Raw genomic sequence first — 22,962 nt, 5'->3', positions numbered from 1 at the left:
CACGGTATTGACTAATCACATAATTCCCCCATGCGAATAAAGGTATAATTCACCTTTTTTATTTTTATTTTGTATTTACACAATAAAAATTAGAACTGTGAGCGAAGCACAAACTAAAAGAACGGTAAGAAATTTAGCGGGGATATTTCAGGCAAATGTCTCAGAAAATGAGAACTTGCTTAGGCAGCTAAACGTGATTAGCGGAGATTAAATACAAAAAAGGAGGCGCGAGGCCTCCTTTACTTACGGATTATAAAACGAACGGTGGATCTAGTTACACACTGCACCGGTTACGGTTGCTACAGGAGCAGGACCGTTAAATACAGCTTTATTACCTTGCAGGCCAAAGGTTACCGATTGACCCGGTTGGATTTTTGAATTCCAATTTAGTGAGCTGGCTGAGTATGGGTTGCTACCACTAAAGTTAGCATTCCAACCGTTGCTCATTTCTGAGCCATCAGCGTAGTTCCAGCTTACATCCCAACCATCAATCACTTCGTTGCCGTTGTTGGTAATGGTTACTTTAGCCACAAAACCAGCGTTCCAATGGTTTTGAACTTCGTACTTACAGCTTGCACTTGATACTGGCGCATCAGCAATAGTAATGGTTTTGCTCGCGGTATCTACACCACCTTGGCCGTCGTCTACGGTTAATACCGCATTATAGCGACCCGCTTGGGTGTAGCTATGTTGAGCAGAAGCACCAGTGCCCTTGCTGTTATCACCAAAGGCCCAGCTGTAGCTTAGCGTGTCGTTATCAGCATCGCTTGAACAGCTTGCGTTGAAGCTGATAGCGTCACCAATGTTGGCACTGCTTGGTGTAGCGCTAAAGCAAGCTTCTGGTGGTAAGTTACCGGCAGGCTCTTCAATGGTAATGGTCACGTTGGTGCTATCTACACCACCTTTACCGTCATTTACCGTTAACATCGCATCGTAAGTACCCGCCATTGTATAGCTATGCTTAATTGACGCACCACTGCCGTTGCTGTCGTCGCCAAAGGCCCAGCTGTAAGTTAAGGTATCGTCATTAGCATCACTTGAGCAGCTTGCTTCGAAGTTGATGATGTCACCTACCATTGCGCTGCTTGGAGTAGCGGTAAAACAGGCTTCTGGTGGAACGTTGCTGTTAAGATCTTCAACGCTAATCGTCACCGTAGCTGGTGCAGAGCTAAGTTGCTCATCATCGCTTACTGTATAGGTAAAGCTATCTCCCCCTACAAAACCACTTTGTGGCGTGTAAGTGACTTGTTTACCGTTGCCACTTACTGTGCCATTCGCTGGCTGAGTATAGCTGTAAGCTTCAATAGTGCCGTTGCTGTCACTGCCTTCTAAGGTAATGCTAGCAGGCGTACCTACTGAGGTTTTAACCGCTATATCTTTAGCTGTTGGTGCGCAACCATCGGCACAATCAGCCTCAGGGAACAAATCAGAATACAAGGCGTTTGCTGTTGCAACATCTACCTGCGCCCAGTAACGGTGGTAGGTATAAGTTGGATCGCGACCTTCGGCCATGGCGTTTTGTAGCTCTTGATAACCAGGATCCGAACTATCATAGAATGGACGCATGCTTGAGAACGTTGTATCAGCGTTTAAGTCTGCGCCTACTGCATTCTTACCAGTCCAACCCGCAGGGAAGAATACTGGCTCGTTAATACGCTCAGGGTAGTCACCACGAGTTTCAGGTGCCGAAACGCCTTTATCAGTGCGGTGGTTAGCCCAAAAACGGTCCAAGATCATCTGAGCCGCATCTTTAGCTCCCTGGTGAACATCACCTTGGTGTTTTTCTTCTGCTGCAGCGTAGTACATCAGAGTTTTAGCTAAGTTGTGGGCAACTCCAACGTCTTGTCCGTGATCAATAACTTCTACATGTAAGTCGTTATTAGCTTTAGGATTAGCTGGATCCCATTTTTCTGGTATACCAGAGAAGGCCAGTGTAGCGGCCAGTTTTACATCGTTATCACTAAAGTCTAGAACTGGCAGGCCTTTTTCTGGTGTAGCGTTTAGTACCCAAGCTACCCATTTGTCTAGAATGTCTTTGGCGCGTTTCTCACCCGTAATGAAGTAGTACTCAGCGACTCGCTCAACACCCCATGTTTGCCAGCCAAACCAAGTACCTGAACCTGGGTCTTCATATACTGGGTTTTCATCGTATGCCATACCGTAGAAGGTATTGTTAGCGCGATCGGCTGGGTATGTGTCGTACTTGCCATTCCAGCTGTTGGTTGCACCGCCAGAGAATGCACCCTCGGCTGATTGTGTCCACTGGAAGAATTCTAGAGAGCGTTCTAAGCCGGTGTCCCAATCTTGCACAGAGTTAGGCGCTTTCGGCTGCAGTTCAGCAATTTGAGATAGCGCGTAAGCGGCCATTGGGTTTTGGTAAGCAAAATGAATGTGGCTTGAACCAATTCGCCAAGCCCAGTTGGCTGAGGTATCGATTGGGCCGCCCCAAGAGTAGTACCAAGACATTAAGTAGTGAGCAGAGTCATAACCCTGGCCAGCACTACCTTGTTCGTCTTGAGAACCAATTTTTTTGAAGTACTTATCAAACATGGCTAAGCGAAGGTAATCACCCATTTTAGCCGCTTTGGCCATTAAGCCAGGCGCAACTACTTCAGGATCTTGGCCACGTTCTTTCATCCATTGCAGTGCCCAGTACATTACTTGTACAGCACGAGCATCGGCATCAGGAGCGTTGGTGTAACGCCATTGTTTAGCAGGTGCTTGAGACTCGGCAACAAATAAATCTAAGAAGCCGTATTCTCCGCCCCAGCTAAAGTCTTCCCACGATGGGTGAGGAACAGTTTCCCATACAGACTCTTGCTCACCACGTTGGAAGGTATTGATGTATGAAGGCGTTGAGGTTCCGTCGCCTAAATTACCGTATTGATAAACATTATCCATGTCTAACAACCAGTGCATACCATATACATCCCAAGTACCGTAAGTAGAGGCTAAACCAGCACTAATAGGATCTTCACCAACCGCTGCGCCATTAGTAAGTGGTAGTGGATAGCTTGACGGCAATGGCCCTTCTGGAACATAAGTCGCTTTACCGTTGGCATACTTATCTGCAGTAGGTTGCATTTCAGACGTAGGGATAATTTGTTCTTCGATAAGATCCCAGGCTTTAATTAGAGGCTCCCAGTCACCGGTAATTTTACCGTGAACGGCTTCTAACCACAGTATGTAAGAGTAGGCTTCTGAAGTTGACTCGTGCCCATGATCAGGTGCTTCAATAATAAACGTTTCAACAGAGTGATAAGGGCCTCCATCAGCACTTAAATAGCCGTTTTCAGGGGCATAAATCTCATCACGAATCTCGGCAAAGCGATCCTCATACACTGAGGCGTTAGCAATACCAGAAAAGCTAACACCAATCAGTGCGCTAAGAATTGCAGTGGTTAGTTTAGAGCGTTGTATTAATCCTGTAGCTTGATTTAAACCATGCTGATGGTTCAAACCCAAACGTTTAGCAAATTGCATTGTAAACTCCATTTTAAAAAAGAAGCCCTTTGCAAGGGCGTCGCTGTCACCTTTAGAACACATTGGTCACTGTTGCTGTGTGGGGCTTTATAGCCGCTTCACTTTGCAACAATTATGTATACAGCTCGGTAAAGCAGAGTTCATCGCCAATCCTTTGGTTAGCTTGGGCGTGTTACTTTTTTCACAGGGGAGTAAACACCTAACCAACTGATTGCACGATAAACCCGCGGCTAAAGGTTTAAATTAAATAACAAAAATATCTATAGTTGATTTTGTTACCAAATCTTTAGGTGTGATCTAAAACAGTGAATGATTAAAAATAGAACGGATTTAGCTTGTGGTTTCATGCGAGATTGCATAAATATGTGATTTTGATCGGGTTGAGTGTTGGCGAGAATATCAATTATTTAGCAGCTTTATACAATAATTACTGCTTTTATAAATATTAACTTATGACTTGAAAGTAGCTTTTCTTAACATTTATTTTAATAAAATTAACTATTTATGATCATTTCGATAGGTGTTTAAGTGTTCCTCTATGTGAACATTTCGCGCTAAAAAAGCGAATAAACCGTTAATGTAAGTGTAGCTATTAAATGTTATTTATGCATTTTTGTCAAATAAGCTGTCTCCTTATTGAGACAGGCTAAATGTTTGTACCTAGCTAGGAATAGACTGGGCTGTAAACGATTTTAGTGAGTTATCTGTTTTTAAGGCGATAGTGCTGTCTTAAATTGGCGACATCGGTGGGGCCTATTTTGCTTAGGCGATGGGCCAAATGAACTTGGGTAGATTGAAGTAAATAAAGTAGTGCAGTGTTGAATTGGCTTAGTTTAGGGTAGTGTTTACGGCGAAACCAATATATGAAGCTTATTTAGGTAAGGCTCGGTTATTTAACCAGGCTAGTTTTCGCAATTTAAAAGCGAAAAATGCCGCTGCGAATACAGCTAAACATAGCAAGCCGCTGCTGCCTATAACCAATAATATAAGGCCACAGAATAGTGCTGAAAAGCCTGCCGCGTAACGCATTGCTCCTTTTAGCAATTTTACACCCGCTAAGGCAGCGGCCAAATAAATCACTACGAATAAGCCATTGGCGTATTCCAACAAATAGGCGAAAGAGAAATCCCAATAATCTCGAGCAATCAACACTAAGGCAATTGACGCAGTTACAATACAAGTAGCGACAATTGGTGAGCCGTTGGCGCTGCATATTCTTAAAGGGTGTTGATTGCCTTTTTCCTCAGCCGTGCTGTAAAGCATATTAGCAAAGCTGATGACATAGAGGTTGACCGCACAAAAGCAGCCGAAAAATCCTACCGCAGCCACTAAACTTGCCGCCCATTTTCCACTAGATAAAGCGGCGATATGGGTAATAGAAAGCAGGTTTTGTTGCTCGCTGCCATAGGCATGCATAACGACTACCGCATAACTAACCAGCACATACACAAATGCCGCACTGCCTACGCCCAGCAATACCGACTTAGCAAAATCACGTTCGGGGTTACTGAACTGCTTGGCCACATGGCAAATGGCTTCTATGCCAACAAAACACCAAAACATTAGTGCCATTGACTGGCCCAGCGAGTGTAAAGAAAAACCAGCATGCGTAAATTGTTCGCGTGGGAAAGGCTGAGTGCTCATCACCTTAAAACAAATAAACAAAATGGTGCCAATTAAGGCAAGGCTTAGCAAAGACTGTACTTTAGCAGAGGTTTCTATACGGGCTAGGTTCATAAAAAAAACTAGCGCTAGCATGGCGAGTTCTAAGTAGATTAAGGGCAGGCCAAGCCCTCCAAACACTTGTCCAAAGTAGCTGGCGCCGGCAATAAATACTACCGGAGGGCCGATGGGGGCGATGGACAAATAGACCCAGCCAATCGCCTTGGCAGCGTCTTCGCCAAAAGCTTGTTTAACGTAATAGGCGGTGCCGCTTTCGTGTGGGTAGCGTTTGCCTAATGCAGCAAAGGTAAATACTACCGGCAACATGGCAATAATCATGATTACCCACGCTAATAAAGAGTACGCTCCCGATTGATCGGCGGCGAGGGCAGGGATAATGAGTACACTAGAGCCAAGCAGTGCCGAGACTAATAAGCTGGCTCCTTGAATTACCGATAAACGCCCTTGAGCCAAGATTAATCCTTAATCACTGTATCTTGCAGAATGCTAATTTAACAAAGTACTTTGTTAATAACCATGCTTTAGAAGTGCTGCTGTAAATGGTTAATAAAAGCGCTCACTTTTTTGGTGAGATATTGGCGATGTGGGTAAATAGCATACACACCAATGCCGTCGTTGAGGTAGTCATCAAACAGGCTCACTAAGCTGCCGTTGGTGAGTTGCTGTTGTACGGCAAATGCCGGTGACAGGCAAATACCTAAACCTTGCTCGGCTGCAACAGCTGCTGCTAAGGCACTGTTTACATTGAGTTGCGGATTCACTTTTACACTGTGTATTGAACCTTGGCGGGTAAACTGCCATTTATTCCCACCTCGGCGGTTGCTGTCTACGATGCAGGCAAGGGTAGATAGCTGCTCGAAGTGAGTCACTTGGTGCTTGGTTACAAATTTAGGGCTGGCGACGAGTATTTGTTGGTAGCTGGCAATCTTTCGCGCAATCAAATTTGAATCGTCTAATTGGCCAATACGTATGGCGAGGTCGAAGCCTTCTTCAACAATGTCTACATAGCGGTCATTTAGCACCAACTCTACTTTTAGCTGAGGGTGCTTTTGCATAAAGCTGGGCAGTATTTTCATTAGGTTTAGCTCGCCAAAAGTTTGCGGCGCACTTAAGCGTAACCGTCCCGACAATTGCTCATTTTGTTGTTGGCTGTATTGGCTCAAATCGTCCACTTGCTCAAGAATAGCTCTAGCCCGTTGATAGACCTCTTTACCCGATTCGGTAATCGACAAGGCACGAGTGGTTCGGCTAATTAAGCGACTATTGAGCTGCGCTTCTAGTTGGCTAACTTGCCGACTGACCATCGCTTTGGTTTTGCCTAAGTGTTGTGCGGCTTGAGTAAAACTGCCGTGTTCTACCACCGCAACAAAACTAGAAAATAACGCTAAGTGATTCATTCGTTCGCCTTAACTGTATACAAATAGTAAACAATGTGTCGATTGTGATGGCTATTGTTTACGAGTGAAAGCGGGACGATACTTTCTTTACGCCAGCCACTTGGTTTGGCCTTAATCAAAGTCACTAGGAGAGTAACAATGGATAACAAACAAGCCTTATACGCTGGCACTTTATTACGCATCAGTTTAGCGGTGATGTTTTTATCTCACGCATGGTTAAAGATTGCGGTGTTTACTCCTGCGGGCACAGCCCAGTTTTTTAGCTCATTAGGTTTACCGGGTGCGCTTGCTTATTTAACCATTGCTGCTGAGTTGCTGGGCGGCACAGCGCTATTGCTGGGCGTAAAAACTCGTGTGGTTACAGCAGGGTTACTGCCAGTGTTATTAGGTGCTTTGTTTTTTGCTCATGCTGGCAATGGTTGGTCGTTTTCAAACCAAGGTGGCGGCTGGGAGTATCCGCTATTCCTCATGATGGCTTCATTTGCGCAAATACTGCTAGGCGATGGTGCTTATGCCTTAAAACCTAAAGCCCTACATAACAACGCCGCCAGTGCTTAGCGCGACTCACCGATTCAATCGTAAAGACCACAACTAAGGAACTAATATGTTAATGAATGGCGAGTGGCAAGCGGCCTGGGACCCTTATCAAAAAACCAATGAAAACGGCGACTTTATTCGCCAAGCATCCAGTTTTAGACATTGGGTTACCAAAGATGGAAGCGCAGGTAGAACCGGGCGGGCAGGCTTTAAAGCTGAACCGAATCGCTATCATCTTTATGTGGCCTTAATATGCCCTTGGGCCAGCCGAGCCTTAATGGTGAGAAAGCTCAAAAAACTGGAGTCGGTGATTAGTATTAGCATTGTTGACCCGCGCATTACTGAGCAAGGCTGGAGTTTTGCTGGCAAAGGGCTTACGGGGCTAAAGGGCGCGAGTGAAGACCATTTACACCACAAGCAGTTTATTCATCAGCTTTATACGCATGCGGATCCTAAGGTCTCTGGTAGAGCCACTGTGCCAGTGTTGTGGGACAAATTCACCGACACCATTGTAAATAATGAATCGGCAGACATTATCGAAATGCTAAACAGTGCGTTTGACCAATGGGGAGATGCCAGTGTTAACCTGCGTCCCCTGCATTGGTTGGCAGATATTAATCAACTTAATCCATGGTTATACGAGCATATTAACAATGCAGTATATCAAGCGGGGTTTGCCCAAAGCCAAACCGCATATAAAGAGGCAGTGAGTAGGCTGTTTGCGGGCATAGAAACACTAGAACAACGCTTAAGTGATGGCCGCGATTACTTGTTAGGCAACGAGTTGAGCGAAGTTGATGTAAGGCTGTTTGTTACCTTGGTACGTTTTGACGCCGCTTATGTAGGCGCATTTAAGTGTAACCTTAAGCAATTGCAGGATTACCCATTATTGAGTGACTACTTGCAGCGTATTTATGAGCTTCAAGGCGTGTCGGAAACGGTAAATATTGAGCACATCAAGCAAGGTTACTATTCAGTTAAAGCCTTAAATCCTAGCGGTATAGTGCCGATAGGGCCGAAGCTAGCCTTCTTGCCCGCTAATAAGGTGACTTTATGAACAACACCTTAGCGCCGGTACTGTTTTTATCTCATGGTTCGCCAATGCGAGTGCTGGAGAGTAGCCCTGCGAATACCTTTTTAAAAAGCTTAGCGGGGCGAATAGCTACCCCAAAAGCGATTGTTGTAGTGTCTCCCCATTGGGAAACTACCGGTTTGCATTTTACTCAGCAAGCGCAGCTAGAAACGATTTACGACTTTTGGGGCTTTCCTAATGCGTTAAACCAAATTAAGTATTTGGCTGACAGCCCTGAATGGTTGCACCAAACACTTAAACGGAGTTTGCCACACGTTGCGGGAACCAAGCGGGGCTTAGATCATGGCGCGTGGTCACTACTGCACTTGATGTACCCCAAGCAAAATGTGCCAGTGGTTGGGCTTAGTTTGCCTCGTGACGCAAGCTTGGCGGAGCTATATGCAGTGGGTGAACAACTGGCTGGTTTACGGGCTCAGGGCATCATGTTGGTCACCTCTGGCATGGCTACGCATAACTTGGCAGCGCTGGCTTACCAAGGTGAGCCCAATAGCTGGGCACTGGCATTTGTAGAATGGCTTCAGCACACAGTGGAACAGTGTAATATTCAAGCCTTGCTTAATTATCGTCAGCTGGCGCCTGGCGCTCAACAATCACATCCGCGAGATGAACATCTAAGGCCGCTGTTTGTTGCTTTAGGCGCAGCAGGAGCACAGCCTGCTAAGTTAATACACGATTCTTGGGAGCTAAAAAACGGCAATAACTCTAGCTGGCTTTGGGGGGAACTTAATGAATAATCGCGGTATTACTTTACGCCAAGCCCGTAGCCTAATCACAGAGTCTCTAGCGTTAGCGAGAGGCAAGGCATTACCGCCTTTGTCGATTGTTGTTCTGGATAGTGGTGCACACCTAAAAGCCATGGTTAGTGAAGACGGTGTAGGGACTCAGCGCTATCAAATTGCCTTAGGCAAAGCTCACGCAGCATTAGGCATGGGATTTAATACTCGGCAGTTTTATCAATTGGTTAAATCAGAGGTACTGCCAGAAATGTTTGCTGCAACTATTAACGGGGCAACGGGCGGTGAGTTTATTCCTTTACCAGGCGGCGTGCTTATTGTTGAGCAACAGCAAGTGATGGGGCAATCGGTATTTCTGGCGCATCGTCTGATCTAGATGAATGGGTCGCGACTAACGCTATCTCAAAATATTCCTCTTAAACCGCTATGTAATGCGAGGGCTATGTTAAAAAAAGCAAAGCGCTGTTAGATGCCGTTTACTCCTAGAGATTTTTATTTGGCTTTTAGGTAATCTATTGATGGTTTAAATAATAGCTTCTATTGGCAATAGCCTTAACATGCTCGTTCAGTATTGCATTGGCTATTCATAGAAAGTGGCTTATTGCCTGTTACAAAAGGATGTGAAAAATGAAAGGGCTTATTCTGTTTTTATCACTGGCGCTTAGTTTGTGTTCGCCCGCTAATTGGGCTAATGATAGCGCGTTACAACAAGCCTATGATTACCAACAAAGCGACATCCAATTGCAAGGCTCTGGCGTTGTTGAGCGGATACTTCCCGATGATAATAAAGGCTCTAGGCATCAGAAGTTTATTTTGCGTTTAGCCAGCGGCCAAACCCTACTGGTGGCACACAATATTGATTTAGCGCCGCGTATCCCTTATTTAAAAGAGGGTGATACGGTAGCGTTTTATGGTGAATATGAGTGGAACCATCAGGGCGGCGTTATGCATTGGACACATAAAGACCCAAGAAATAACCATGAGCATGGTTGGTTAAAGCATGGTGGTAAAACTTACCAGTAATTATGAACTTAAACGTTGATGTAGTCTGCAGTAGCTTTGCCTCTGCCGAAGCTCTTAGTGAATTTATGAGAAAGCATATTGGCTACGCCTCAAAGCAGCAACGTGTATTATCTACATCTCATGGTTGCTGGTGGAAAACTCCGCAACAAACCTTTGAAGACGGGTATGGCTTTTGTTATGACCTAGCAGCATTTGCATTACATGGCTTGGAGTTATCGAATATTGCTTGCGCAAGGTTATTGTTTGTCTCTTGGGGAGAGTGGGGGTGCAAATCCAATGCTGGCCATTTTGTATGTGTGTATCAGCAAAATGATGGGTATTTTTGTATTGATAATGGCAGGCTAAAAGGCCCTTTTTCATTTGAGCAACTATTGTTAGTCACCTCGCGTAATCATAAGCTTAAATCATACCGTTGGTTCGAAAAGCATGATATTGCTTATCATACCCGCTATAGCGATATGACAGGCTTTAGCGATATGACAGGCTTTAGCGATAGCACGTTGCTTAGCGGTATTTGAATATACACCGCAAGTGCTGATCTATAACAAGGGATAAGAAATAAGGGATTAAGATGAAAGGAAGCTGTTTATGTGGAGCGATAGAATACTCGGTTGCTCAGCTTGATTCTGCCATTGCACATTGTTCATGTTTAAGTTGCAGAAAAGCTCATGCGGCTGCCTTTACCAGTACCGCGGCGGTTCATCGTGATCATTTTTGTTGGCTAAAAGGCGAGGGCAAGCTTAGTGCCTATGAGTCTTCGCCGGGTAAGTTTCGTCACTTTTGCTCACAGTGTGGCTCTCAATTAGTGGCAGAAAGAGCGGGTAAACCCATGCTAATACTAAGAGTGGCAACACTTGACCAAGATCCTCTCACTAAACCAGAGTTTCATATTTGGAAAAATCATGAAGTACTATGGTTAGAATATGGTTCTCAGATTAATGCCTACTCAGAATGGCAAGAAGGCCGTTAAACGGATTCTGCTCACCCTTGGTTAGCGAGTGTTGGAGCTGCGTTTTGACCGCTATGTGCCTTTAAACGAAAGGTGTTTAAGGAAGTTAACACTCTTTTAAATGCACAAGCTTTGTATCGCTGGTTGGGTAAGAGCATTGGTTTAAGGGGAAGAAATAAGTGGCCACATTAGTATTGGCCACTTTTTTTTGCCGGTGGTTTACTGAGTTAGTGATGTATAGCTAACTCAGTTTAAAATGCGACAGTTCGCCAAGTTGCTGCTGCGATTGCTGTTGTAATGACTCACTGACTTGCTGGGTTTGATTGGCATCGCGGTTGGCCAATTCACTAAGCTCAACAATTTTTTCCACATTATTCGCCACTTGCAAGGCCACGGTGTGTTTATCTTGGGCGTTGTTGGCAATTGCCTCACTGCGTTCTTGAACGGTACTTAACAGCTGGGCGACTTGTTCTAGCTGTTGCGAACTTTGCTCGGCTTCTTCAATACAGCTGCCCACCATGGTTTCACCCTGTACCATCATGTCCATAGCCTGTTGTGCTCGACCTTGTAGTTGCTCAATCATGCTAAGAATTTCTTGGGTTGCTTCGCGGCTTCGGGTGGCTAAGCCGCGCACTTCATCGGCCACCACGGCAAAGCCTCGGCCTTGCTCTCCAGCACGAGCAGCTTCAATGGCTGCATTTAAGGCTAGTAAGTTAGTTTGCTCGGCAATGCCTTGGATAACATCTACGATGCGATTAATGTCGTCACTTTGTTGTTTAAGCTCGCTAACTTGCTGGCTGGCTTCCACCACCGTAGTTTGTAATTGGTTAGTGGTGGCTAGGGTCGATTGAGCCGCTTGATGGCTTTGACCGGTAAGTTGATTCACTTGGCCAATATCGTCTCGGCTTTGTTGTGCCTGTTCAGATACTTCGTTTACGCCTACTTCCATTTGGCTTACTGCTACGGCCACCAATTGGCTTTGGTCTTGTTGTTCTTGAATTACTTTGTGAGAGTGTTGGCTGGTTGCTAAGCCGCTTTCTGCACTTGCCGCAAGCTGTTTAGCGTTGTTATTCATTTGGCTAACCACGTGATTCATTTGCTCACTTAAATGAACCAGTTGCGTGGCAATCTGACCAAATTCATCTTTAGACTGTTTCCCTTGGTAAGCGCTAAAGTCGCCATCTACCATGCGTTTTATTTGGCTAAGGGTGTGGCCTAAAGGAATTCGAATATGGCGGCTTACACTCCAGGCGACTAATACAGTCACTAACACTGAAAACAGCAATACCGCCAATGTTTGGATTAGCGCCGAGCTAGCGCTTTGCTGAGCCGTTTGGTGAGCGGAGGTAATAATCTCACTGAGTTGGTTTGATAGATCATCTAGCTGCAACAATACCGTGTCGGTTTGTTGATTGAGCTGAACTAAGTGTTGATTTTGACGGGTAAGAATGAGTTGCTGGTTCTTTAAATGATCAAATAAACCATTACTAGCAAATGCTTGAGTAAGCAGTTCAAAGTAGCTACTTAACTCCTCTGCGCTGCTAGGGTCGAGCTTGATGAGCTGTTGCTGCTTCTCTTGCAGTGACGAGTTGTAACTGTTTATTACGCTGAATAATGAGTTAAATTGAGCTTCGTTTTGAGCGTAAAACAGTTTTTCTAATGAAGCAGAGAACGCGCCTATATCTGCTTGCATGCCGGTCACTACCCACTCGGCATTTTCTTCCACCATTTCAATCATAAACTCCATATCGCCTGGAAAGTTCTTCCATTTGTTGGTGAAGTTTTGACGTTGGTTGGTTAGCGTTTGTTGGGCTTGGAGTGCTTCATTACCTAAGGTTAACTGGGCCAGGCTGGTGGTTTTAATGTTGCTCACATCTTGATCTAGTGAACGTAAACCATCAAGAATTGCTGGGTAAGGTTTAGCCAGCTGAGACAGGGAACTCATTCGCTGACTGTAACTACTAAACAAGCTTGATACCTCTTGTTCTAGCTGCTGTGACTGTTCGGCATGTTGACTGCTACTGTGTAAGCCGACTTTACGTGCAGAGTTAAGTAATAGCCCAGAGAGCTGATTAACTTGTTCAGCCATTGGTGCTAATCGACTGACTGTGTTATCCAACTGGGTTTCCAGTTGTCGCATGTTTAGTTGGCCAATTAAGGCTACCACTAGTAGTAATGCTAACAGCACGCCAAAACCGAGCAGCGTTCTGGTTACAACTTGTAGTTTCATTCTGGGCTTCCCTGTTTATTGCTATCCTGCAATCACATCATTAACCATAGTAAGCATTTAGTGTTTGGCTACTTGCTTTCTAATTGATTGATTTTATGGATAAACCTAACGATTCATTCGTTGGCTAATATAAATACCATAAGCTGATATTGGTTGACCAGATAAAAAATTGTAAATTAAGTGAAACCTAGTCGATAAGATTTAACACCAATGGTGAACTGAGTGAATCACCCTGTAATTAAGCCTTAGCATGGTTTTTGTTTGGCGTAGATAATTGCTCGTATATAAGAATAAAATAGCGCTATTTTTAGACGATTTATTTGTTATGGCGATGTTAGTTATTCGGTAGTGCTAAAACCACAAAAAACCAAGTTGATTTATGTGTTAGTGCTCCATTAGTGCTTAACTATTGTAGATTTCTTCATAGATCTCATTCGCTTATTTCAACTTACTAAGTTGTTTAGCTTTTATTAAAGGGCTTAGTTATGATGTGCAATATTGATAAGAAAGCTGTCATTAATACTCTTTCAGCTTTAAGGATGAAGATGAAAAAAATACTCACTGCTCTAATTGTTTCAAGCCTATCTGGTGTGGCTTTGGCTAATTCCTGTGATAACGCTGGTTTTGACAATGCCTCTCGCGGAAACGAGCGCTTACGGGGTGATATTAAAGCCTTGAGTGAGCAATATGTTGAAGCGTGTTCTTGGGATTACGACATGCCGCGTGAAAAAGTATGCAGCCTGTTTACCGGTAAGCTTAAGCAATTGAACACGATTAATGACGCGCCGCTAGCAAAGGTATTAAGTCAGGCTGAAATGGCAACCGATGCATGGTATGCCGTGCATGAAAATTGTGCTGATAAGGGCCTTAAAGGCAATGCCGACAGTGCCTTCGAGGCTTATGAAGAAAGCTTTGATGCCTACAACAATCTGATTAAAGAAATCGATACTCGCTATAACCAAAGTTGTCGTCAGCAAATAGAAGAAAACATTAGTAAATACTGCAAATGATTGGCTGATGAGAAAGTTACTCTTCTTTTATACTCCCACTTTGCTAACAGCACAGTATTTAGGAAGAGGCTAGCATGCTTATTTTCAGCATGCCTTAGATTAATTGTTTAACAAGGTAATAAGGACGATTACTGAAATTGCCTATAAACTCAATTATCTGAGTACGACTCATTTTATTCGCACACTTAAGCGCCAAGCAGGCCTTCGCACTGGAGACTACCTACCTTATGTTTTATATGGTTAAATCTTTTCGTTTGGTAGCGAGCGTAATTTGCGGGCTACTGATATCAACGACGAGTGATGCTGCTGAAGAGTTGGGAGTGGAAACACTCGCTTTATCTCAATCGCAATCGCTTACTTTGGTTTTAATGCCTAGCAGTGGCAAACAGCGTGAAGCCTATAAACGCTTGATTGAGCAATTTAGTGAGAACTACCCAGATGTGGCAGTGGGAACCCTTGTTTACGAAAGCGAATACTACAAAAAAAACATTGAAAGCATTTTGCAAAGTAACGACGGCGAAGGTGATTTGTTCTTTTGGTTTGGTGGGGAGCGCTTACGTAAACTCGCCGAAGAGGACTATCTGCTTGATATTAGCTCTTGGTGGCAAAAAGGTGAGTGGAGCGAAAAGTTTAGTGCATCTTCAGAGCAAGCATCTCAGCTGAATCAAGCCCACTTTGCTTTGCCAATTAATTATTATCAGTGGGGATTTTATTATCGTCATTCGATGATTCGCCACTATCCAGATACCTTTACCTCATGGCCGCAACTGCTAAACACTTGCCAAGAGTTAGCCAAACAGGGTAGGCACTTGGTGAGCATTGGAACCAAAGATGCGTGGCCGGTAGCGGGGTGGTTTGATTATATTAATTTACGCCTGAATGGCTTAGCTTTTCATCAGCAATTGTTAGCCGGGGAAATCTCATTTTACGATCCTCGTGTTGAACAGGTTTTTAGCTTTTGGCAGCAAGCCATCTCCGCTCAATGTTTCATTCCTAGTAGCGATCAGCTGCGTTGGAAACAAGCGCTTCCGGCGATGTATCGTGGTAAAGCCGCGTCAGTACTAATGGGTAATTTCTTTGTGGCTACGGTGCCAGAACGGGTAACAAATGATTTAGCGTTTGCGGCGTTTCCGCCACTCAAAGCGGGACAAGACTATTATGAGGAAGCCCCAATTGATGTGATTGTGGCTCATAAGCAAGCTGAAGGAAATGTAGCGGCTTATCAATTTTTAGATTTCTTAGTCTCAAGCCAAGCTTTAGTTGCCCTTAACCAAGACCTAGGCAAAATTAATCCATTGCTCAACGCGCCAGCTAGTAGCGACAAATTTATAAAAGAAGGCGAGCAGTTGCTGCGTAATGCCAAAGGTGTGTCGCAGTTTTTTGATCGTGATAGCCCAAGAGAATTTGCCAGCCCAGCTATGGCAGTGATGGTTGATTTTTTGGAGCAGCGAATTGATGCTAAGCAAGCAATGCAACAAATAGAAGCTATTCGCAGTAAGGTGTTTGATTCCGCTGATTAAGTTTTATCTTTTAGTTTGGGTTTCTGCCTAAGGACTTAATATAGTTCTAACTTTACAAAGATGTTGGCAATGACAATAATGTGATTATTCAAGCCTTAGGAATTCCCCATGAAAACCACAGATAACATCTTATACCGTATTAAAAGCCAAGGTGGCCAAACGGTAAAGATGTTGGCCGAGCAACTGGCTATAACCAGTATGGGTGTAAGGCAGCACTTACAAAGTCTTGAAAAAGAGGGCTTGATTGAACATTTTGACCAAAAAGTAAAAGTAGGTCGGCCCACTCGGTTCTGGCAACTTACTGATAAAGGCCATGGCCGTTTCCCCGATTGCCATAGTGATTTAAGTGTTCAGTTGTTGGGCGCGGTACAACAAGTGTTTGGTGATGCAGGCATGGAACAGCTTATTATTCATCGCGAGCAACAAAGCTTTAGTGCATACCAACAAGCGCTAGCAGGGCACACGGACATAGCCGATAAACTTGAGCGACTCAGTGCCAAACGAAGCCAAGAAGGTTACATGGCTAGCTGGCAAAAAGATCAGCAAGATTACTATTTTATTGAGGACCATTGCCCAATATGTGTAGCCGCTACCGAGTGCCAAGGTTTGTGTCGCTCAGAGTTAGAAATGCTGCAAAAGCTGTTTGTAGAGTGCCAAGTGGAGCGCACTGAACATATTGTTACTGGTTCGCGCCGCTGCGCTTACAAACTCAGCCCGTTGGATAAAGCATGATAAAAGTTCAGATTTGCTTGTTGTTATTGAGCCCTTTGTTTAGTTCGTTTATAGCGGCCTGTGAGTTGGCGGCTATTCCTTTTAGTGAGCAACGTATGGGTTGTGGTTGTAGTTACTACTTCCCCGCTAAACCGCCGATTAGGCCAAGCATTGTGTTGCAAACTGACCTTGATGGCACGAATCCAATAATGATGCGCAATGGTAAATTGGTGAACCTTTGGGGGGCGCGGCCTAGCGCCCTGTTAATTGAGCCTGGTTATCGTTCGCTGCAAGGTTTTCGCTATCACGCGACTTCAATACAGCTTGAGAATATGATTAGACCAGGCTGTACTTGGGGCGAACCAGGCTGTGAAGTAGTCGGGTATCTAAGCCAAATTGCTACGGCAGAAAACTATCAGCAATGCCAATGGGCCTTACAAGGTGATTGTGGTTGTTAACTTGGACAAAAAGGCATCAAGATGAAGTATGAAGAAGTACTCGAGTTTTGGTTTGAGCAATTAAGTCCCCAGCAATGGTTTAGTGTTGATGAAGGCTTAGACAAGCTTATTTCTCAGCGTTTTAGCGCCTTGTTTGAACAAGCGACACAATGTGAATTGTTTAGCTGGCGTGAGAGTGCAGAAGGCTGTTTAGCTGAAGTGATTGTACTTGATCAGTTTTCTAGAAACATTTATCGCGGCTCGTCTAAAGCATTTGCCAGTGATTCCTTAGCGCTCGCCTTAGCACAGCATGCGGTGAGTAATGGCCAAGATCAGCAGCTAGCAAGTTCACAGCGAAACTTTTTATATATGCCTTACATGCATAGCGAATCTTTGTTGGTTCATCAACAAGCTGAATGCCTGTTTAATCAAACAGGTTTAGAGCAAAGCTATCAATTTGAACTGAAACATAAAGTGATTATTGAGCAGTTTGGTCGTTACCCTCACCGCAATAAAATACTAGGTAGGGAGTCTAGCCAAGCCGAGTTAGATTTTTTAGCCGGGCCAAATTCTTCTTTCTAAACGATCTCATAGACTTAAAGCGCTGACATAAAAATGTCATGTTTTTTTGTGCTGCCAAACCCACTTAGACACTAAGCTTTAAAGGTATTAGTTGGTGTTGGAGTAGTGGGTGAGAAGGTTGCTGTTTAGCCTATTGGTGAGTTTATTTTCAGTTAATGTATACGCTAGCGTGAGTTTGCTGGGGCCGAGTGACGAGCCTCAAAACGTATTTAAACAAGCCAATCAGCAGCCGAGCAACAGCACAGCAATGCCAAGTCATTCTATTGTTGTTAAAGGTGCGCAAACCAATGAAGTGGGCCTTGGAGAACGTTTACTCAGTCGGCTTAATTGGCCTCCTTATGATCCGCAATCGAACTTGCTCGTTACCGATATTAGCGCTTACCAATTGCGTTACCCACAGCTTCAGCAGTCAATTCAGTACTTTCATCCGGAGCCTCTATGGTATGGCTACCCTCAGGCAAGAAATGCACGTGACCAATTACAATGGTTACTGCTGGAGTTAAGTCTCGCGGGCGGGCCTAAGCAGCTTAGTGATTGGTTAAGGCAAATTAATCATGTAGATAACGACAGCCCACAATGGGAAGCTTTGTATACCGATGCTTATCTTGGTGTGATGGCCTTTAGCCAGCAGCTGATGCGTTTAGATTACGCCCAAAGCATGGCATTAAATGACATCGCGACGACGCCATTACACATTTTAATTGATGAGCCGTGGTTAGCACGATTAAGCCGTAGCGATCTTTACCAGCAGCTAACCGGCTTAAGAGGTGAGCTTGACATAGAGCGTTTGCGCTATCGCCAGCAGATTTTATATTGGGTCAATGCTCAGCAGCAGCGTCAGTCTGCAGATAACATTAAGCGCGGCCAGCTGATTCATGCTGGAGGCCGCGACTCTCGGGTTCCGTTAGTACGCCAACGTTTAGCTGAGTTTGATATTGCTAATCAGTTTAGTGACGATTTGGACCAAGCAGAACTAATGGACCAAGCTACAGTGAACGCCTTACAACAGTTTCAGGCACAGCATGGGCTAAAAGCAGATGGTATTGTGGGCAACGATACTTTGTATTGGCTTAACTTTAAGCCGATTCATCGCTCCAAAATGTTGGCCAGAAACTTACTCAGAAAACAACTGTTACAACGCTTTATGCTAGTGTCTGACCAGCAACGAATAATGGTAAATGTGCCTGCTTATCAAATGACTTATATGGACCAAGGTGCAGAGGTGTTTCAATCTAAAGTCGTGGTTGGTCGGGCTTCACGCGCCACACCGCTATTAGTGAGTGAAATTAGCAGTGTGGTAATTAATCCCTACTGGAACGTACCTAGAACCATTGTGCGTAGAGACATTATTCCTAAGCTTCGCCGTGACCCTAGTTATGTAGAGCAACAACGTTTTGAGTTGTTTGATTATCACGGAGCCGCAGTACAAAGTGAGCAGATTGATTGGACTCTGGTAAAAGATACTGGTGCTTTCCCATATCGTATGCGTCAGCGTCCAGGGCCAGGTAATGCCTTAGGGGCTTACAAGTTCCACTTTGATAACCAATTTGCGGTATACCTGCATGATACCTCTTCACCTGAATTATTTTCGGAGCAGCAACGAGCGTTTAGTTCAGGATGTGTTCGAGTGGAAGCGGCTGAAATACTAGCGGCTACCTTGTTAAAACAAGCCGGTTATAGTGATCAGTATAAACAGCATTTAATTGCTAAAGGAGAGCCCAAATGGGTGCCTTTAAGGCAAAAGGTCCCTGTTTATCTCGTTTATTTTACTTCGTGGTTTGATGGCTCTGGCGGTTTGCATTATCGAAAAGATATTTATAACTTTGAAGCTAGCGAAAGCGCTCTGGCAAGCTAAAAAAGCTCAATTTAACAGAAGCTTAATCCAACTGTGTAAACAATGTTTGCTTGCATAAGGCAAATGTTTCTTAGTGCTTTGTTTGATTTTTAGGTCTCTTATCGGTATTTTGCTCCAAGCTGGTGGTTTTTTGATCTATTGGGGTGAGTGTAAATGTTAGACCGAAAGATGAAACGGCGGTCGTTGTTGTTGGGTTTGAGCGCTGGGTTAATCGGTCTTGGAATACCAAAAAGCTTCGCAAGTTCAAGTATTGCTAGAGAGTTACCTGGCGAGCGCTTCCTAAGTATGACTAGCTTACATACCAATGAAAGTTGTGAGGTATGTTTTTGGAAAGATGGTCAGTTTCAAGAGAAAGAAGTAAAGCAGTTAGATAGCTTGTTGCGAGATTTTAGGCGCAATGAAGCCACCGATATGGATAAGGCGCTATATATGCAAATGGCACTGCTTCAAGAACGTCTTGGTGGCAATGTTAAGTTTGACATTATTTCTGGATATCGTTCGCCAGCAACTAACGAAATGCTACGCAGTAAAAGTGGCGGTGTGGCGAAGAAGAGTTTTCATATGACCGGGCAAGCCATCGACTTAAGGGTGCAGGGGCATGACTTAGCTAAAGTTCATCGCGCGGCACTAGAGTTGAAATTAGGCGGGGTGGGGTATTACCCACGCAGTGGTTTTATCCACCTTGATACCGCAAGAGTACGCAACTGGCGTGGCTCTTAAGTTAAAAACACCGTCACATGTTAGAAGGCGTAAGTAATTATTACTTACGCCTTTTTTATTACCTGATGTATCGCTGCGAAGGTGGAGTACCGGCTTAATAATCTGAATCATATGCTTTTTTTAGTCACAAGCTTCTTATTGTTTAGCGATTTGTGGTTAATGCTATGTAAATTAGGTATATGAATAGATAAAAAATCTATAAATAACCTGAAACATTTCCCAAAAGTTCTTTTTGTAATGTTTTTGTCATATTGGGTTGTTTCAATGCATCCCGACTTAGACAAACTGATTGTTAATTTTTAATTGCGAAGAGAAATCTTATGAAAACCAAGTTAATCACGGCATTAAGTGCTGCTTCTATGTTGTTTGCTGCAAGTTCATTTGCTAGTAACACTGTTACGGTCTCAGGTTCTACTTCAGTATCTGGCATCATGGAAGTACTTGCTGAGAGGTATCAGGCTACTCAGCACGATGTGGTTGAAGTACAAAGTACTGGCTCGTCTGCTGGTATTCGCGCTGCTAAAGAAGGTACCAGCATGATTGGTATGTCTTCTCGTGATGTTAAAGATTCAGAGAAAAACCAAAGCACTCAAGAAGTGATTATGGCGATGGACGGTATCGCAGTAGCAGTTAACAATGCTAACTCAGTAAAAGATTTAAGCATTGAGCAAGTTAAAAAAATCTACATGGGTGAGATTAAAAATTGGAAAGAAGTAGGTGGCGCTGACCAACCTATCGTGGCAGTAACGCGTGAAGTAGGTTCAGGTACTCGTGGTGCATTTGAAGACATCATGGGTCTAACCCGAAAAATTAACGATATTACTGTTACAGCCATCTCTCCACGCGCTCAAGTGGCTAGTGGTAATGGTGCTATCAAAACCTTAGTGGCTAACAACCCATACGCTATTGGCTTTATCTCTCTAGGTTCAGTTGACGGCTCATTAGCTGCTGTATCTATTGAAGGTGCTGCTGCTACTAAAGACAACATCAAGTCTGGTGCTTACGGTATTGCCCGCCCATTCGTATTGTTGGTAAACAACCAGCCAGCCGCTGAAGCACAACAGTTCCTTGATTACATCATGGGTACTGTTGGCCAAGCCATTGTAGCTGAAGAAGGCTACATCGAAGTTAACTAAGTTTCCTATTCGAAACGAAGAAAAGAGGCATAGCAATATGCCTCTTTGTTGTACGTTGATTTTGGAATGAAAATAAAATGAATCAAACGATTGCTGCTCCAACTCAAGAATTTGAGTTTAAAAATCCGGCGCTGATAGATGCGCTTAACCAGTCTGCTCACAAGGTCGACTGGGTTGGTCGTATTTTTAACTTACTATTTTTGGTGAGTGCATTAATTGGCGTGATATCAGTGGCCACTATTGGCTACTTTTTGGTGCTTGAAGGTTTACCAGCGATTCAGTTTGCTGGCTTAACCAACTTCTTATTAGGTGTAGATTGGTATCCGCCTGCGCTATACGGCATTGGAGCAATGATTGTTGCTTCGGTTGTATCGGCTTTAGGTGCGGTAGTCATTGGTGTTCCGGTTGCCTTGTTAACCGCGATATTTTTAGCAGAAGTTGCGCCTAAATGGTTAGCTAACATGATTCGACCAGCGGTTGAGTTGTTAGCGGGTATCCCTTCTGTAGTCTACGGCTTCTTTGGTTTAGTGATTATCGTACCGGCCATCGAATCAACCTTTAATGTGCCAGCCGGTAGTACGTTGCTAGCAGGTATAGTTGTACTGGCGGTGATGATTTTACCCACCGTTATTACTATTGCTGAAACCTCGATTCGCGCCATCCCTAAAACCTATAAAGAAGGCTCTTATGCCTTAGGTGCGTCGCCAATGTTCACTATTTTTAAAGTGATGTTGCCGGCTGCGCGCTCGGGTATTTTGGCGGGTGTTGTGTTGGGAGTAGCACGTGCAGTAGGCGAAGCCATGGCCATTATTATGGTCATGGGGAACTCAACAGCTATGCCAGGTTCGTTGCTGGATTCAGCGCGCTCATTAACGGCGAATATTGCCTTGGAAATGTCTTATGCAACAGGCATTCATGCAAGTTCGTTGTACTCAACCGGTATTGTGTTATTGGTGTTTGTGATGCTGCTAAATACTAGTTTGCTTGTATTAAACCGTAAGAAGGTGAAGTAATGCGCCGTCGTATTGAAGATAATGTTGCGCTAAGCCTTATTTGGGGCGGAGCCGGCATGACCATTTTATTTTTAGCGTGGATGCTTTGGCATATTCTTAGCAACGGCCTAAGCCATGTTAGTTGGGAGTTCGTTAGCTCTGCGTACACTACTATTGGTGAAACTTCGGGGATTTTCTCGATGATTGTTTCCACCATTTATATGGTGGTGTTATCCATTTCTATTGCTGCGCCCATTGGCATTATGACCGCGCTGTACTTAACCGAGTACGCCAAGCCAGGCAGTCAATTAGTTAAAATTATTCGTTTTTGTACAGAGTCATTGGCGGGTATTCCGTCAATTATTTACGGCCTATTTGGTATGACCTTTTTTGTGGTGACCTTAGGTTTAGGCTTTTCAATTTTATCTGGCGCGTTAACGCTGGCTATATTGATTTTGCCAGTGATTATTCGAACCACAGAAGAAGCGCTGATTGCCGTTCCACAATCTTACCGTGAGGCGTCTTACGGTTTAGGTAGCTCGCGAATCTACACTATTTGGCGAGTGATTTTGCCATCTGCGATGCCGGGTATTGTGACAGCAGTTATTTTAAGTACTGGTCGAATCATTGGTGAATCTGCCCCGGTGTTTTTAACCGCAGGTATGGTAACCAGAATCCCTGAATCAGTGCTGGATTCTGGCCGTACCTTAACGGTTCATTTGTATAAATTAACCCAAGAATTGTTCACTGTTAATGAATGGAATCAAGCCTACGCAACTGCCACCGTACTTATAATATTGGTGCTTGCTATTAACCTACTGACTAAATTGATCGCGAGTCGATTCAACAAAGCTGCTTACTAAGAGATTG

Annotated in this window: 21 protein-coding genes; 17 read left to right on the top strand and 4 right to left on the bottom strand. The window is 44.2% G+C overall.

The genetic code is table 11. The features are described 5' to 3' along the window. Positions 1-270: 270 nt before the first annotated feature. The 3 genes from ACLD71_RS20870 to ACLD71_RS20860 all read right to left on the bottom strand — a co-directional run bounded on the left by ACLD71_RS20870 (position 271) and on the right by ACLD71_RS20860 (position 6,563). Positions 271-3,483 carry a glycoside hydrolase family 48 protein gene (locus ACLD71_RS20870; RefSeq protein ID WP_411991900.1) on the bottom strand — a complete coding sequence of 1,071 codons (3,213 nt, stop codon included), beginning with the start codon at positions 3,481-3,483 and terminating at the stop codon, positions 271-273. 870 nt (positions 3,484-4,353) lie between these two features. Then, positions 4,354-5,619 carry an L-methionine/branched-chain amino acid transporter gene (yjeH, locus tag ACLD71_RS20865; RefSeq protein ID WP_411991898.1) on the bottom strand — a complete coding sequence of 422 codons (1,266 nt, stop codon included), beginning with the start codon at positions 5,617-5,619 and terminating at the stop codon, positions 4,354-4,356. A gap of 68 nt (positions 5,620-5,687) precedes the next feature. Next, positions 5,688-6,563 carry a LysR family transcriptional regulator gene (locus ACLD71_RS20860; RefSeq protein WP_411991897.1) on the bottom strand — a complete coding sequence of 292 codons (876 nt, stop codon included), beginning with the start codon at positions 6,561-6,563 and terminating at the stop codon, positions 5,688-5,690. Between the two features lie 138 nt (positions 6,564-6,701). Between ACLD71_RS20860 and ACLD71_RS20855 the strand changes: the two genes are divergently transcribed. The 7 genes from ACLD71_RS20855 to ACLD71_RS20825 all read left to right on the top strand — a co-directional run bounded on the left by ACLD71_RS20855 (position 6,702) and on the right by ACLD71_RS20825 (position 10,920). Then, the gene (locus tag ACLD71_RS20855) at positions 6,702-7,121 is read left to right on the top strand and encodes a DoxX family protein (RefSeq protein ID WP_411991895.1); all 420 of its coding nucleotides are present in this window, start codon (positions 6,702-6,704) and stop codon (positions 7,119-7,121) included. Positions 7,122-7,167: 46 nt separating this feature from the next. Further along, on the top strand, positions 7,168-8,157 hold the full coding sequence (locus tag ACLD71_RS20850) for a glutathione S-transferase family protein (protein ID WP_411991893.1): 990 nt from the start codon (positions 7,168-7,170) through the stop codon (positions 8,155-8,157). Continuing rightward, positions 8,154-8,927, top strand: coding sequence for a DODA-type extradiol aromatic ring-opening family dioxygenase (locus tag ACLD71_RS20845; protein ID WP_411991891.1), 774 nt, complete (start codon positions 8,154-8,156; stop codon positions 8,925-8,927). The genes ACLD71_RS20850 and ACLD71_RS20845 overlap by 4 nt, the downstream gene beginning before the upstream one ends. After that, entirely contained in the window at positions 8,920-9,303 is a 384-nt protein-coding gene (locus ACLD71_RS20840) for a GlcG/HbpS family heme-binding protein (protein ID WP_411991889.1), read from the top strand. Before ACLD71_RS20845 ends, ACLD71_RS20840 begins: the two co-directional genes overlap by 8 nt. Positions 9,304-9,554: 251 nt before the next feature. Further along, positions 9,555-9,950: a DUF3465 domain-containing protein gene (locus ACLD71_RS20835; protein WP_411991887.1), complete on the top strand. Its 396-nt coding sequence runs from the start codon at positions 9,555-9,557 to the stop codon at positions 9,948-9,950. 2 nt (positions 9,951-9,952) lie between these two features. Next, positions 9,953-10,468, top strand: a complete 516-nt coding sequence (locus tag ACLD71_RS20830; protein ID WP_411991885.1) for a transglutaminase-like domain-containing protein — start codon at positions 9,953-9,955, stop codon at positions 10,466-10,468. Between the two features lie 53 nt (positions 10,469-10,521). Next, positions 10,522-10,920, top strand: coding sequence for a GFA family protein (locus ACLD71_RS20825; RefSeq protein WP_411991883.1), 399 nt, complete (start codon positions 10,522-10,524; stop codon positions 10,918-10,920). 220 nt (positions 10,921-11,140) lie between these two features. Here the strand turns inward: ACLD71_RS20825 and ACLD71_RS20820 are convergent, their stop codons facing one another. Then, positions 11,141-13,129, bottom strand: a complete 1,989-nt coding sequence (locus ACLD71_RS20820; RefSeq protein ID WP_411991881.1) for a methyl-accepting chemotaxis protein — start codon at positions 13,127-13,129, stop codon at positions 11,141-11,143. Positions 13,130-13,674: 545 nt separating this feature from the next. Here ACLD71_RS20820 and ACLD71_RS20815 point away from each other — a divergent pair. The 10 genes from ACLD71_RS20815 to pstA all read left to right on the top strand — a co-directional run bounded on the left by ACLD71_RS20815 (position 13,675) and on the right by pstA (position 22,955). Further along, complete coding sequence (locus ACLD71_RS20815; protein WP_137671641.1) at positions 13,675-14,139, top strand: hypothetical protein; 465 nt, start codon at positions 13,675-13,677, stop codon at positions 14,137-14,139. Between the two features lie 320 nt (positions 14,140-14,459). Beyond that, positions 14,460-15,659, top strand: a complete 1,200-nt coding sequence (locus tag ACLD71_RS20810) for an ABC transporter substrate-binding protein (RefSeq protein WP_161985068.1) — start codon at positions 14,460-14,462, stop codon at positions 15,657-15,659. 108 nt (positions 15,660-15,767) lie between these two features. After that, positions 15,768-16,391 (top strand): helix-turn-helix transcriptional regulator, encoded by a 624-nt coding sequence (locus ACLD71_RS20805; protein ID WP_411991879.1) that lies wholly within the window; start codon positions 15,768-15,770, stop codon positions 16,389-16,391. Continuing rightward, positions 16,388-16,828, top strand: a complete 441-nt coding sequence (locus tag ACLD71_RS20800) for a hypothetical protein (RefSeq protein WP_137671638.1) — start codon at positions 16,388-16,390, stop codon at positions 16,826-16,828. Before ACLD71_RS20805 ends, ACLD71_RS20800 begins: the two co-directional genes overlap by 4 nt. Before the next feature lie 21 nt (positions 16,829-16,849). Next, positions 16,850-17,389, top strand: coding sequence for a DUF924 family protein (locus tag ACLD71_RS20795; RefSeq protein WP_137671637.1), 540 nt, complete (start codon positions 16,850-16,852; stop codon positions 17,387-17,389). A gap of 109 nt (positions 17,390-17,498) precedes the next feature. After that, positions 17,499-19,244: a L,D-transpeptidase family protein gene (locus tag ACLD71_RS20790; protein ID WP_411991877.1), complete on the top strand. Its 1,746-nt coding sequence runs from the start codon at positions 17,499-17,501 to the stop codon at positions 19,242-19,244. 153 nt (positions 19,245-19,397) lie between these two features. Then, complete coding sequence (locus ACLD71_RS20785; protein WP_411991875.1) at positions 19,398-19,964, top strand: DUF882 domain-containing protein; 567 nt, start codon at positions 19,398-19,400, stop codon at positions 19,962-19,964. Positions 19,965-20,284: 320 nt separating this feature from the next. Beyond that, positions 20,285-21,100, top strand: a complete 816-nt coding sequence (locus ACLD71_RS20780) for a phosphate ABC transporter substrate-binding protein (RefSeq protein ID WP_411991874.1) — start codon at positions 20,285-20,287, stop codon at positions 21,098-21,100. Positions 21,101-21,177: 77 nt separating this feature from the next. After that, entirely contained in the window at positions 21,178-22,113 is a 936-nt protein-coding gene (gene pstC, locus ACLD71_RS20775; protein ID WP_411991872.1) for a phosphate ABC transporter permease subunit PstC, read from the top strand. Then, entirely contained in the window at positions 22,113-22,955 is an 843-nt protein-coding gene (gene pstA / locus ACLD71_RS20770) for a phosphate ABC transporter permease PstA (protein ID WP_137671633.1), read from the top strand. The genes pstC and pstA overlap by 1 nt, the downstream gene beginning before the upstream one ends. The last annotated feature ends 7 nt before the right edge of the window (positions 22,956-22,962 follow it).

Source organism: Agarivorans sp. DSG3-1 (genome assembly GCF_046774965.1).
GTDB lineage: Bacteria > Pseudomonadota > Gammaproteobacteria > Enterobacterales > Celerinatantimonadaceae > Agarivorans.
Note: the sequence above shows the minus strand (reverse complement) of the source record. Positions and strands in the feature narration are given on the sequence as shown.

Coding starts and splice junctions, on each gene's coding strand:
- ACLD71_RS20870 (WP_411991900.1), bottom strand. CDS start 3,483: ATGCAATTTGCTAAACGTTTGGGTTTGAACCATCAGCATGGTTTAAAT.
- ACLD71_RS20860 (WP_411991897.1), bottom strand. CDS start 6,563: ATGAATCACTTAGCGTTATTTTCTAGTTTTGTTGCGGTGGTAGAACAC.
- ACLD71_RS20855 (WP_411991895.1), top strand. CDS start 6,702: ATGGATAACAAACAAGCCTTATACGCTGGCACTTTATTACGCATCAGT.
- ACLD71_RS20850 (WP_411991893.1), top strand. CDS start 7,168: ATGTTAATGAATGGCGAGTGGCAAGCGGCCTGGGACCCTTATCAAAAA.
- ACLD71_RS20845 (WP_411991891.1), top strand. CDS start 8,154: ATGAACAACACCTTAGCGCCGGTACTGTTTTTATCTCATGGTTCGCCA.
- ACLD71_RS20840 (WP_411991889.1), top strand. CDS start 8,920: ATGAATAATCGCGGTATTACTTTACGCCAAGCCCGTAGCCTAATCACA.
- ACLD71_RS20835 (WP_411991887.1), top strand. CDS start 9,555: ATGAAAGGGCTTATTCTGTTTTTATCACTGGCGCTTAGTTTGTGTTCG.
- ACLD71_RS20830 (WP_411991885.1), top strand. CDS start 9,953: ATGAACTTAAACGTTGATGTAGTCTGCAGTAGCTTTGCCTCTGCCGAA.
- ACLD71_RS20825 (WP_411991883.1), top strand. CDS start 10,522: ATGAAAGGAAGCTGTTTATGTGGAGCGATAGAATACTCGGTTGCTCAG.
- ACLD71_RS20820 (WP_411991881.1), bottom strand. CDS start 13,129: ATGAAACTACAAGTTGTAACCAGAACGCTGCTCGGTTTTGGCGTGCTG.
- ACLD71_RS20815 (WP_137671641.1), top strand. CDS start 13,675: ATGAAAAAAATACTCACTGCTCTAATTGTTTCAAGCCTATCTGGTGTG.
- ACLD71_RS20805 (WP_411991879.1), top strand. CDS start 15,768: ATGAAAACCACAGATAACATCTTATACCGTATTAAAAGCCAAGGTGGC.
- ACLD71_RS20800 (WP_137671638.1), top strand. CDS start 16,388: ATGATAAAAGTTCAGATTTGCTTGTTGTTATTGAGCCCTTTGTTTAGT.
- ACLD71_RS20795 (WP_137671637.1), top strand. CDS start 16,850: ATGAAGTATGAAGAAGTACTCGAGTTTTGGTTTGAGCAATTAAGTCCC.
- ACLD71_RS20785 (WP_411991875.1), top strand. CDS start 19,398: ATGTTAGACCGAAAGATGAAACGGCGGTCGTTGTTGTTGGGTTTGAGC.
- ACLD71_RS20780 (WP_411991874.1), top strand. CDS start 20,285: ATGAAAACCAAGTTAATCACGGCATTAAGTGCTGCTTCTATGTTGTTT.
- pstC (WP_411991872.1), top strand. CDS start 21,178: ATGAATCAAACGATTGCTGCTCCAACTCAAGAATTTGAGTTTAAAAAT.
- pstA (WP_137671633.1), top strand. CDS start 22,113: ATGCGCCGTCGTATTGAAGATAATGTTGCGCTAAGCCTTATTTGGGGC.